The following is a 12,378-nucleotide window of genomic DNA, read 5'->3' on the forward strand; positions in this document are numbered from 1 at the left end:
TATGTCTTGACATTTTAAAACAAACTTTGTAGGGTATGGCAAGAGGAGTTGGTTCGGAAAAGGAACAGGACATCACACAAAGGAGGCTCGAAAAATGGAAGACATGAATGGTGTGCTCAAGGGAGAAATCGGAGACATGTTTCCGGATGCGCTGAAGATCCTCATCAGCATCATTTTCTTCCCCATCGGTTTGATCATCTGGTTCATCTGATTTTTAGGAACCCTGATCGGCCCTCTATTTCGCAGTGTGGCGCCTTAGTGGTTAAGTAGGTGTCAAACTGCGCAAGATTGAAGCAATTCAAGGCAACCGGGACATAAAGGACGCCAATCCCACGGGAAAAATCCTTTGTGTCCTTTTTCATTAGACACGTTTCTTATCGCCAAACGAGGCTCTCAGATTCTCGCCCGATTATGAGCGCGGCGACGAAATCAAGTAGGATGCGGATAACGATAGCGATAAAGAAAACGCAAGGCTGAAACCGCCGTTTTCAAAATGACGGCAGTGCCTGCGATTGGAAGCGCGGGAGGATCGGCGCTGAAGCGAATCGAACGAATGGGCCTCCCACGGCGGTGCGCCGTGGCCATCGCCATGGGGTGGATGGTTGCGGTTCGCGCGTGGACCGCACAAGCCGGGGAAACAGTCGTTCAGAATCCCGGATTCGATAAAGCCGGCGCGACCACGGGATTCGCCGAAGGCTGGCGGGTGGACATCGGCGGCGGCGCCGATGCCGAAGTGATGCTGGATGGCAGCCACGGCCGTTCGGGATCGTCGTGCGTCCGTATCGTGAATCGTTCGCCGGTGAAAGCGAACGTGTACGCCTCGTTTTTTCAGCAGGGCATAGCCGTCGAACCCGGCACGACCTACGAGGTGTCGTTCTTTGCGCGGGGCCGCGCTGCGCGACGATGTTTCGCGAGCGCGGCCTTCGACACCGGCGGCGACCGGCGTCTTTACCTTGCCCAGGGCGATTTCGACTGGCGGCCGTTCGTCTGCGCGTTTACCACCCCCCAAGATGCTTCGCGTGTCACGTTGCGTTTTGCCAGCGATGACACGACCGAAGGGTTCTGGGTGGACGATGTGTCTATCCGGCGTTCGGAAAAACAATGGGCGAACCTGTCCGAATGCCGGGAAAAACGCCCATTTGCCGGCGTCTTCCCGCGTCCGGCGGAAAAACCGTCCGCGCTCCTGATCGTCTACGATTGCTCGAAAGATCCCGGCGATATTCAGCGGTTGGCCGCCGTGTTGCAGGGAATCGTGAACCGCCGCCAACCCCGGCTCTATCTCATCAACGCCACGAATCCCGCGGGTTACGACGAGGAGTGGCTGGCCTGGCTGCGCGAACGCGGACACGTCCACGGGGAAGAGCGCATCCCATCGTTTCCCCTGCTGCTCGAACGGTTCCGCGGCGAAGTCAAGGGGGCCATTGTGTTCGATCCGGGACTGCCGGGAACGATTCAGGCCGCGTGCATGCTGGGAGGAATCGAGAATGCCCTGCCCGCGACGGCGGAACAGGCCGAATCGTTGCGTCTGCCGGTCGTGATGGATTTGCGCGGACGCTGGACGCGCAACGTGGATGCGTACCGCGATCTGCGCGACCGCTATGGGGATCGTTTCAGCCATCATGTCCTGGCATGGATGTATCCGAACAGCGCGGCCCATGCCGTCCGCGACTATCTCGCGGCCTTCAACGTGTTCACGTTCTGGGTGTCGAGTCATGCCGACGACGAGCCGGGCGGCGACCCGGCCGCGGAGGAGGCGTTCGTCAACGAACTGCTTGCCTCGACACCGGCCAACATACCGGTGTTGGGCTGGCCGATGTATGCCGATCGTCTCGGCATTACGGAATACGAGGGCGTGCGATGGCTGTCGGAATTCGGCAAATTCATTCCCGGCACCGAATTCTGCTCGAACCTGACTGTCCATTCCGCGATCCGTCCAAAATCCGGCGCGATCAGGCAGCGTTTCCCCGCGAGTCCCTCGCCGCCCAAGTTGGATCCCGGCGCGATCTATCTGAGTGTCAACATCCTCGACAGCGGCGACAACCTCTGGTACTGGCAGTTTCACCAGCGGAAGATCTGGGCGGACCCCGCGCGCGGAAGCGTGCCGACGGGCTGGTGCATGAACGTGACCCTGCGCGACATGCTGCCGGCGGTGCTGGAGTGGTATGTTACGCACGCGACGCCGAACGATGTGTTTTTCGCGGGCGTCTCCGGTTTGGGATACATGAACACGCAGGTGTACGCCGGACGTTTCGCCGAAGACGATCGCCGGCGAATCTGGAAGGAATACGTCCGGTTGACGGATCGCTATTGCCGCGCGATCGGCGTGGACGGCATCGAATTGTACAACGGCAGTTGGGGCGAACCCACGCCGCCCGACGACGAGACATTCGCCCGCTTCGCGAAAGGCATGAAACGGTTGAATTACATTATCGCGGACCTTGGCCGGCACGAATGCGTCAAGCCGGAGACCGCCAACAGCCTGATGGGCGACACGGCGGTCTTTCACACCTTGACCCGGTTTCAGGCATGGTCCGCTTCGGGCGAAACGCAACGCGACGACATGCGGGAAACCAATGCCTGGCTGCTGGGCGAAATTATGGCCAACACGCCCGCGCACCGTCCCGCATTCATGAGCGCCATGGCCATCAGCTGGTACTACTATCCGGCATGGCTTCGGGATCTCGCGGCGCGGCTGCCCGCCGGGTATGTGCTTGTGCGGCCCGATGGGCTGGCCCATCTTTTCCGGCAGGCCGCGCGCTGAAATCCGCCGCCGCGCCGGACGTTGGATCTTTACGCCTCCGCCTTGCGTGGAGTATGCTGAAGCAAGGAATCCAATGCGAGGAGCGCATATCATGGTTTCGGTTTCGACGGCGGTGGTTGCGATGGCGCTGTGCCAGGTGCAGGAATTTACCGGATTGGGCTATGCCGTGCCGTGTTTCGGCGTATGGTATCCGGCGGGAACGGCTTCGAGCGCAATGCCGTTGGGGGCGCTGGGAACGGGTTTCGTGGACATCACGTCGGCGGGAACGTTTCGCGACTCGACCGTCGAGAACAACTGGCTGAACCCCCGGCCGGTTCCGGCGGGATGCGGTTTTTCGCTGCTCATCGGCGGCCAGCGGGCCGATCTGTTTCCGAACATGAAACCAACGCCCGGACTGCGGTTCTGGGGACATTACCCGGCCGCCGACATGGAATTCGGCAACGCCTTCGGCGAGATCGAAGTCTATGCGCGTGCGTATGCGCCGCTGATTCCGCATGAATATGAATGGTCGGGCATGCCCGCGGCCTTCTTCCGGTTCGTGATGATGAATCGCGGCCAAGGCCCCGTGGCGGCGGAGATCGCGTTTCAGTGGGAAGCCGCGCAAGCCGAGGAAGCGCCCAAGACCGAAGCCACGATCGAAACCATTCCAAACGGCCGGCAATGGAAAGGCGCAAACGGGTCGTATGCCGTGGCCGCTTCGGGCGATGGATGGAAAATAACCCCGGAAAGTCCCGGCGCGAACACGATTCGGGTCAAGTCGGTGCGCACGCTCGCGGCGGGGGAAAAGACCGAGGTTGTCTTCGCGCTGGCATGGTATTTCCCCGTGTGGACGTCGAGCGACGGCGAGAAACTCCGGCACCGGTACGCGGACGCGTATCCGGACGCCGCCGGTGTGATGAAGGCCGCGCTGCCGCGGGCCGCTGAAATCGAAAAACGGATCATTGCGTGGCAGCAGCCCATTTATCTATCCCCCGTCCCCGGTTTGCTGAAGGACGCGATTATCAATGGCCTGTACATTCTGCCGCGCAATTCGTGGTGGATTTCGGACGGGCGCTTTTTCCAGAGCGAATCGTTCACAGGATGCCCGATCACCGAGACGTTTGTGTGCCGGTTCTACGGAACCTTCCCGTTGGCGGCGCTGTTTCCGGAATGCGAGAAGGCGACGATGCGATCCATTGCCGCCGCCCAGAAACCCGACGGGGAAATTCCCTTTGGATTCGGGACGCCGGCCGGTTCGCGATCGCCCTATTACCACGTTCAGCATCCGATCGTGTCGCCGGAATTCGCGCTGGTCACATGGCGGAACGCCGCGCTCTGGAACGACATGGATTATTTGCGGGAAATGTATCCGAAGGTTCAGGCCGCGCTGCGGTTCGCGATGACGCTGGACAAGGACGGCGACGGCGTCGTAAACGAGGATCCCGGCAGTGAAACCGGTTTTCCGGCGAACCAGTACTACGATGTCTGGCCATGGTGGGGCACAAGCGCCTACACGGGCGGAATTTGGCTGGCTGCGTTGCGCGCGGGCGAGGAAATGGCGAAGCGGATGGAAGACGCCGCCTTTGCCGCCGAGATGCGCGGCTGGTACGATCGCGCCCTGAAATCCTACGACGACAAATTGTGGACCGGTTCGTATTACCGCCTCTACAACGATCCGGAACGCAAGCGGGTAAGCGCCACCTCGCTGACCAACGCCTTGTGCGGCCAATGGTTCGCTTATGCCTCCGGGCTGGGCGAGATTCTGCCCAAGGCATGCATCCGGGACCATGTCGAAGCCGTGCTGCGATGGAACGTGGCCGCGACGCCGTATGGGGCGGTCAACGGCGTGCGGCCCGACGGGACCGTGGACGAAACCTTCCCCGATCACTCCGCGGTCATCACGATCGGAGAAGTCTGGAATTTTTGCGCGATGGCCGTTCACGCCGGCCGCGTGCGCGAAGCCCTGCAAGTGTTCACAGCCAGTTACGGCAATATCCTGTTGCTTCAACGGACGCCATGGAATATTCCCTGGAGCCTCGATCGGCATACGGGCGCCATCAAATGGGGCATCAACTACTATTCGAACCCATGCGTCTGGACGTTGCTGCACGCGCTCGATCCGGCAATCTGCCAACGACTCGCCAAGAACGATTTGACCCTGGGCGTGCCGGCCGCCACGGCCTTCTAAGTTGGGCCGGGAAACAGGCATTTGCTTGCTTTCACGGCGGGAAGCGGGTATGGTTTTTTGCGGGTATTTGCAACGGTCGGCAAGCCTGATTTCGGCAGTTGGCCATTGGGAAAGCCCCACAAGAAAAAGGATCTGAAGGACTTGGACGATAGGGACTTGAACGATACGATGGAGAGCCGTTGTCCTTGGTGTCCTTGATTGCCTCGTTTGGGAGGCGCGGCGGTGAATCGGGAAGGAACGGAGTAAACGGATGTACCGGCAATATCTGATTGCCATTGTCATCGCGGCCGTGGCGGCCATGCTGGCGATGGGCGCGGTCGAGCATTGGAAACGACTGGAAACCGGCGGGGGCGTTCCGCGTCCGTCATCGCCGGGGCTCGCACAGCCGAACGTCGTGCTGATCGTGGTGGATGCGTTGCGCGCGGACCGGGTGGACGCGGTGCGCAACGGCGAGCCGGTTATGCCGAAACTTGCGCGGTACGGACGCGAAAATGTGCGTTTTACGAACGTGGCCACGGCATGCACATGGACGCGGCCTTCGATGGCGTCCATGCTGACATCGTTATACGTGGACACGCACCAGGTGTATTTCGGGCCGGATGCGCGGCATCCGGAAAACGGCGGTCCGAACGATCGCCTGCCGGCGGCCTGCGAAACCCTGGCCACCTACCTAAAAAAGGCGGGGTACGCAACGTCCGCCGTTCAGACCAACGTGAACTGCGCGGCTTCGCTCGGCTTTGCGGAAGGGTTTGACCGGTACGAGGAATTGGGCCCGGTTCCCGCCAACACGGTCACGGACCATGCCCTGCGGCAGGTGGGCGAGTCCAACGCGCCGTTTTTCCTGTACGTCCATTATCTTGATCCGCACATTCCCTACGAACCGCCGGAGGCGTACCGCAAAATCTTTGGATTTCCGCCGCCTCTTCCGGCGGAAGAACTGAAGACCGTCACGGACTTCATGGATTACTTCTGGGATCACATCGATCACCTCATCGGCAACACGGACCGGCGCGCTTTCACGGAGTTGTCGGACGCGGCGAAAGATGCGGTGCGAACGCTGTACGACGGGGAATCGCGTTTTCTTGACGACGAACTGGCGCGGCTTCTGGAAGGCATCCGGGCGAGGCAGCCGAACACGGTCATCGTGATTACATCGGATCACGGCGAGCACTTTTGGGAACACGGCCGGCTGGGCCACGGCCTGACGGAGTATCGCGAGGAACTCGACGTGCCGCTCATTCTGAGCGGCCCGGGCCAGATTCCCAAGACGATCGATATTCTGGCCGAGACCGTGGACATCGCGCCGACGATTGCCGCATTGCTCCACTTGAAGCCGAATCCACGCTGGCAGGGCGTCAATGTCTTTTCGCGCCCGGAAGACCGCCCCGCCTTTTCGCTTACGAACGGGTGCTGGCCGGCCGCCAAGACGGAGCTGGCCGCCGTCATGCTGGGATCGCTGAAACTGATTGCCGACCGGCGCACGGGGCTTGTGGAACTGTACGACATCGCCGAGGACCCGCGCGAAACGCGAAACATCGCCTCCGATCGCCCGGAAGACGCCGAAAAATTAAAAGACCTCCTCGCGAAACATCGAAACGCCGCGATGCAGGCCCGGGTCGCAGGACCATCGGCCCCGCCCGCCGCCGCGCCGCTCGATCCGGCCATCGCCGAACAACTCAAGGCGCTCGGTTATGTGCGATAAACGCATGGGAACGCGCAAGCGGGATCACCGGGATTGAACGCAAACGACCGTGGCGGCATCGGGGTCGAGAGAAACGGAAAAGACCGTTACCTCGCCGGTCGCCTGTGCGGACACCGTTTCTCCGGTCAGGACATCGCGCACTTCGAGCCGTGCGGGCGCCCGTTTCAGGGCCGCGGAGTCCCAGGATACCGACGCCGTCACGGTCTCCCGTGAATCGTTGAGACACGCAAAGTAAAGCGGCCCGCTTCCGCCGCCGCCGAACCGTTCGACGAGCACGCGGCCATCGGACGATTGCGCATGGGTAATCGGCTCCCATCCCGCCGCCGCAAGCGCGCGAATGACGGGCATGTATTTACGGAACAGCGGACGCGCCGGCTCATACCACTCCGGATGGGCGAAGAAACAATCCGTCGCCGCATTCTCGCTGAAGAAACCGGGAAACATCCCGTAGAACATGCAGCGCTGCACATACCGTTCAATATCGCCGGTCGTGAGCGACGCGTAATGCGTGTTCATCAGGAAACAATACGGCTTCCGATACGCCATCGCGCGCTTGTACAACAGTTCCTCGTCGGACATCGGCGACCATTTTCCGCCGGGAAACCAGTTGGTTTCGGTTCCGAGCACGTCGAGATACGCCGCCGGGAAATCGAAATGGTGCAGCACGCCGTTGGCCATCATGAGTTTGCCCTGCGCGTGCATGCGTTTCGCCAGTTCCCGCTGGAATTCGAACGTGGAAAAGACGGTCAGGACGGCCGGTTGATGCGTGTACGGATCGAACACGAGCGGCAGGTCCGCGCCGGCGAAATGCGCGCGGTCGTAGTCGAGATTCGTGGCCCAAAACTCATACGAATCGAGATACGCGCCGCCGATGCCGTCCGGCGCGTACGGTTTCCCTTCGCCGCCGGGATTCGCGATACGGTTCCGCTTGCCGTCCGCATCGCCGAGATACAGATCGTCGAACCAGACCGTTCCGGTGTGCTTCCCGCGCATGAGAAGATGAATGCGCGCCGATTCGAATGGTTTGTCCGATGCGATGATCCGTTCCATCGTGTCGAACCCGCCCGTCCCCGGCGGCGCGGGCAGCGTCTGCGCAAAAAGCGGCGTCCCGTCCGCATGCCATAGATCCACGAACACGCCGCAATCGGCGTCCGCCTCGCCGGTCAGGTTTCCGCGCCGGATTGACGCACGCAACAACAGCGGTCCGGGTTCCGTTTGGCCGAGTGCCACCCATTGCACCGCGCCCGCCTGGCCCCCTTCCCGAACGGCCTCAATCCGGATGGACTGTTCGCCCTGGCTTTTGCATTCGGCGTCGGGCGTGTAGGGATCGCCGAAATGCCACCAGCCGGCGACAATCGCGCGCCTGCTACCGGCAAGGGCCGTCTCGATGAGATTCAATCCGTATTGCCCCTGGTTGATCGTGTCGCGATCCGTCGGAGGCAATTCGGGATCGGCGTTCAGGGCATAGACCGCGCCGTTGCACCACGGCGCATTTTCGATTGACAGCGTATAACGGCCTGTGGGGCCGCGCACGCCCGACAGCCGCGTCTTGCGGGCCTCGGCGTTGCCTTCCGCGCACTGTTTTTCGAGATGGGCCATGGCCCCCTCGTAGGTGCGCGGTACGTCGGGCGGAAACGACACCCACGTCGTCATCGGTTCGATGTACACGAAACTCAAAATGCCGTTTGCCTCGTCCCAGGCGACCGCGTTCGTCCCCTCGTGATACGCAAAGCCGAAATCCTGCCAGCCCTTCACCGTGGCGATGTCCGTAAACGCCATCCAAAGCCCTTCCTGCTTTACCCGCTTCACGAAAGATTCCGGAAACAACGCATAGTACCGCGCCAGTGCGCCGCGAAATCCCTGATCGGAATCGGCGCGGAAAACCTTCAGCGTGCAGGCCGCCGTGCCGGGCGATTTCCGCGCATCGGGACTCAATCCAAAATCGAACGCCGCGAACAACAGCCCGTGATCGGCAAAATAACCGAGTCGTGCGTGCCTCGGTTCGTCCAGCGGCACGGCCATCGCCCAACCGCCCGCCGGACCCGTCAAGGCCGCCAGCGGATACAGGGACCGCGTGCTTGTCGCTCCCGCGCCGGAGTATCGCTCCTTCACGAACACGCCGGTTTCCGCCGGGCGGCTGCATCGCGGTCCATCCCACCACGCCCAACCGCCTTTTTTCACGGGGATGCCGATGTAAAACGTTACCGCGCGATCCGTGTTTTGCACATCGCTCACCCGCGCATTGATTTCCACGACACCGTTTCGTTCCGTGCGATCGGCCCAAAGACGCAATCCCGCCCCGTCGCAATCGCCGGCGAAGATTCTCTTTTCGCCGCGATCTTCCCATGCGCCCGCGGTGACGAAATCGCTGCCCGCCGCGACATCGCGCACAAACAGGATCGGTTCGATGCCGTTGTCCGGCCCGGCGCTTGCCGGCAAGGCGTCTCCGGGCCGAACCAGACCCCCTTCAAACAGCGGCGTGTCATCCGAGGCTTCCAGCAGCGCGAAGTCGTCGAAAAGGACCGTGCCGCGATGGTGGCGGAACAATCCGAGCGCCGTTACGGACCGAATCGGCTTGGAGGGGATGACGATGCGCGTGCGGCGTTCCCAATCGTGCGTGCCGGTGGAAAAATTCGCCGTCTGCGCCCACAGCGGCGTGCCGTCCATGAACAGAATGTCGAGGTAGATCGAATATCCCATGTCGGGGCCGCCGTCAACGTTCTCCGCCTTGCTCCAGCCGACGGCAAGGATCGGACGCGGCTGCTCTTGGTTCAGGACGACGGTTTGGCTGATGCCGTACTCCTTCGCCGGATCGTCGCCGACGCAACGAATCCCGCGCGAACCGTTGCGCCCGGCCTGTTCGTCGAGTCTGTATCCCGTGCCCCAACCCGACCAGCCGGGCAGCGCCGGGCCGGCGCCTTCCTCGAAGCCGCCGTTCTGCATTCGCGAGGCGCCTGTCATGCCTTCCGCGGATATCGAATGAAATACCGTGCGGTCGCCCCATGCAATGGCGGCCAGAAAGAACGTTGTGAAGATCACCGGCAAAAGGATTTCCCGGCGCGTTTCCTCTGTCCGTTTCATGTGGTTTGGATTCATGTTCGCCTATGCCTCCGGCCATGCTCGTATTTTCCGGCCCGCTCTGGGATAATGACACGGTAACCAAAGAGGAAGGGAGACTCAACATGTTGGCGACCATTTCTTGCGCGGGGATCGTTTTGGCCGCATCGCGTTTGCTGCTCTCGGCGCCGCCGGATGCGGGTTTTGCGCCGTTGCCGGCTGCCGCGCCCGACGACGCCATTATGGACAAGGCCATGGCGCGGGAAGTCCGCGATTGGGCTTCAATGGCCTTTCTGGGAAAGTTGGATGAAGCGGCCGCGCCGCGGATCGCACTCAGGGTATTGAGACAAGACCACAGCGTCCTTCGTTTCGGACAATCGTGCATAGACACGCCCATCCGAATTGGAAACCTGTCGTTCGATCGTGGACTCGGCACACATGCGCACAGCGATATCGCCGTCGCAATTCCGGAAGGGGCGAAAGTCTTTGAGGCGCAGGTGGGGATTGACAACAATCACGACACACAAGGCGTTCGGGGCAGCGTCACCTTCGGCGTGCTGGCGGACGGCAAGGAAATTTTTCGCACGCCGATTGTGAAAGGCGGCGATGCGCCCGTCCCCGTGCGCGTCGAGATTCCGGAAGGGGCAAAAGAACTCGTGCTCAACGTCGCTCCCACGCCCGATGGTGTCGGCCACGATCAGTCCGATTGGGCGGACGCGTGCTTCGTCATGGCAAACGGTTCGCGGCGATGGCTCGACGAGAACCAGCACCCGACGCTGCTCGAACACGCCGGGTTGCCGTTCTCCTATCGCATTGGCGGCCGGCCGGGACGCGACGCGTTGGTTCTGGCCGATGTCAAGACGGAGATCGCGCCCGGAAAGCGCATCGCAACGATTATGTGGACCGACAACGCCCACGCGCTGCATGTAAAAGCAATCGTCACAACCTATGACGACTATCCCGCCGTGGACTGGTATCTTGTCCTCGAAAATGCCAGCAAGACGGACGATTCGCCGATCATCGAGGACGTGCAGCCCGCGGACGTCCTGTTGCGCACGGGCTATTTGCGGACGCCCGCCATCCTGCACCATCTCGAAGGCGACGCCTGCGCCGATTCGAGTTTTCTGCCCAAGATGGAATCGCTCGAAACGGGCAAGACCTTTCGTCTTGCGCCAACCGGCGGGCGATCGTCTTCCATCAGCGCGTTTCCGTTTTTCAACACGGCCTACAACCGGGAAGGCGTGATCGCGGCGGTCGGCTGGACCGGCCAGTGGTGCGCCCAATGGGACCGCGAGCCAAGCGGTCCGACGCGCTTCCGGGCGGGTATGGAACTCACGCATTTCAAATTGCACCCCGGCGAACAGGTCCGCACGCCGCGCATTGTCCTGATGCCGTGGCGGGGCGATCGGATGGCCGCGCACAACCGGTTCCGGCGCCTGCTGATGTTCCATTACGTCCCGAAACAGGACGGGAAACCGGTCCGAATGCCGACGGCCTTCCAGACCTTCGACCGCTACAACGCGAGACCCGGATGGGCGACGGAAGCCGGACAAATCGAGGCCGCGACGCTCGCGCATCAACTCGGATTCAACCACTATTGGCTCGACGCGGCATGGTTCCCCGGCAATTTCCCGAACGGGGTCGGCAACTGGTTCTGCAAGCCCGCCGAATTCCCGAACGGACTGAAACCCGTTGGCGATGTCTGCCACAAGAACGGCATGCGGTTCGTGCTCTGGTTCGAACCGGAACGCGTCGCGCCGGGTTCGCAAATCGCCGAGGAACAACCGCAATTCGTCCTCGGAGGAAAAGACGGCGGGCTTTTCAATCTGGGAAATCCCGATGCGCGGCGCTGGCTCACGGAACTGATCTGCAGGCGAATCGAGGAATACGGGATAGATGTGTATCGGAACGATTTCAACATGGATCCGTTGTCGTTCTGGCGCACGAACGACGCGCCGGACCGGCAGGGTATTTCCGAAATCCGGTACATCGAGGGACTGTACGCGATGTGGGATGAGTTGCTCGCGCGGCATCCCGGACTCGTGATTGACAACTGTTCGAGCGGCGGACGCCGCATTGACATCGAAATGTGTTCGCGATCCGTGCCGCTGTGGCGCAGCGACACGAATTGTTCGCCGAACCACTCCGACTGGAGCCAGGCGCAGACGATCGGACTCAGCCTGTATGTGCCGCTGCATACGGCCTGCGCATGGCTGCCGACGCGCTACGAAACGCGGAGCAGCACGACGACCGGGCTGCTCTGCCAGTTCGCCTATCTGGAGGAGGGCTTCGACACGGACGCCGCGGCGAAATGCGTCGCGGAGTCCCTGCGCGTCCAGCCCTATTGGTACGGCGATTTCTACCCGCTGACGCCGGCCTCGATTTCAAACGACGCCTTTGCCGCGTTCCAGTTTCACCGCGCGGATCTGGACGCGGGCGTCGTCATGGCGTTTCGCCGCGCGGAATGCAACCATGCCGGCCTGATTCTCGGAATCCAGGGCGTGGAACCGGATGCCGTTTACCGCGTCGAGCATGTTGACGAGGCGGGCGAATCCAGGGTCGAATCGCGGCCGGGCAGGGAATTGATGAACGATCTCGCGTTGCGCATACCGGAAAAGAACGCGAGCCTGCTCGTCTTTTACGCGCGCGAGTGACCGGGTCTTCGTTTCGCGTGCGACGCCGAGTCCCAAT

The 12,378-nt window shown here is 61.7% G+C and carries 5 protein-coding genes; 4 read left to right on the top strand and 1 reads right to left on the bottom strand.

From position 1 onward, the window contains the following. The first annotated feature begins 553 nt into the window (after window positions 1-553). From P5540_16045 to P5540_16055, 3 genes are all read left to right on the top strand, one after another. Window positions 554-2,761 (top strand): GxGYxYP family putative glycoside hydrolase, encoded by a 2,208-nt coding sequence (locus P5540_16045; protein HRT66328.1) that lies wholly within the window; start codon window positions 554-556, stop codon window positions 2,759-2,761. Window positions 2,762-2,852: 91 nt separating this feature from the next. Next, on the top strand, window positions 2,853-4,928 hold the full coding sequence (locus P5540_16050; GenBank protein ID HRT66329.1) for a GH116 family glycosyl hydrolase: 2,076 nt from the start codon (window positions 2,853-2,855) through the stop codon (window positions 4,926-4,928). 250 nt (window positions 4,929-5,178) lie between these two features. Next, window positions 5,179-6,630 carry a sulfatase gene (locus P5540_16055; protein ID HRT66330.1) on the top strand — a complete coding sequence of 484 codons (1,452 nt, stop codon included), beginning with the start codon at window positions 5,179-5,181 and terminating at the stop codon, window positions 6,628-6,630. Window positions 6,631-6,654: 24 nt separating this feature from the next. Here P5540_16055 and P5540_16060 read toward each other — a convergent pair whose 3' ends face one another. Continuing rightward, a complete protein-coding gene (locus P5540_16060; protein HRT66331.1) occupies window positions 6,655-9,711 on the bottom strand; it encodes a hypothetical protein in 3,057 nt (1,018 codons plus the stop codon). Window positions 9,712-9,812: 101 nt separating this feature from the next. On the opposite strand from P5540_16060, the gene P5540_16065 reads away from it, so the two are divergent. After that, window positions 9,813-12,341: an alpha-galactosidase gene (locus tag P5540_16065; GenBank protein HRT66332.1), complete on the top strand. Its 2,529-nt coding sequence runs from the start codon at window positions 9,813-9,815 to the stop codon at window positions 12,339-12,341. Window positions 12,342-12,378: the final 37 nt, after the last annotated feature.

The organism is Candidatus Hydrogenedentota bacterium (assembly GCA_035450225.1).
Classification (GTDB): Bacteria; Hydrogenedentota; Hydrogenedentia; order Hydrogenedentales; family SLHB01; genus DSVR01.

Coding starts and splice junctions, on each gene's coding strand:
- P5540_16060 (HRT66331.1), bottom strand. CDS start 9,711: ATGAAACGGACAGAGGAAACGCGCCGGGAAATCCTTTTGCCGGTGATC.
- P5540_16050 (HRT66329.1), top strand. CDS start 2,853: ATGGTTTCGGTTTCGACGGCGGTGGTTGCGATGGCGCTGTGCCAGGTG.
- P5540_16065 (HRT66332.1), top strand. CDS start 9,813: ATGTTGGCGACCATTTCTTGCGCGGGGATCGTTTTGGCCGCATCGCGT.
- P5540_16055 (HRT66330.1), top strand. CDS start 5,179: ATGTACCGGCAATATCTGATTGCCATTGTCATCGCGGCCGTGGCGGCC.
- P5540_16045 (HRT66328.1), top strand. CDS start 554: ATGGGCCTCCCACGGCGGTGCGCCGTGGCCATCGCCATGGGGTGGATG.